The organism is Frigoribacterium sp. AC759, from assembly GCF_979256015.1.
Map to the genome: position 1 here is coordinate 1 of NZ_CEEDMT010000186.1, position 238 is coordinate 238.

Annotated in this window: 1 protein-coding gene; it reads right to left on the minus strand. The window is 37.8% G+C overall.

Going from position 1 to position 238, the window contains the following annotated elements:
* Positions 1 to 238, minus strand: a 238-nt coding sequence (locus ACZ6JE_RS15585; protein ID WP_464319538.1) for a LysM peptidoglycan-binding domain-containing protein, incomplete at both ends; no start/stop codon positions are given.

The window sequence follows — 238 nt, forward strand, 5'->3', positions numbered from 1 at the left end:
TTTTAAAACCTGGCCAATGCTCAAATTATTGCCACTTAAATTGTTAAGCGCTTTTAATTCATTAATAGTTGTGCCATATTTTTCAGCCAGCATATTCAAATTATCCTTTGGCTTTACAACGTACTCCGTAACGTTCGTTGTTGAGCTAACAGTTTGATTTGCGGCACTGCCCGCTGCAGGGCTAAAAGGGAAATTCGTGGGAACTTTTATCACAACACCAATCTGAAGATATTTGTTA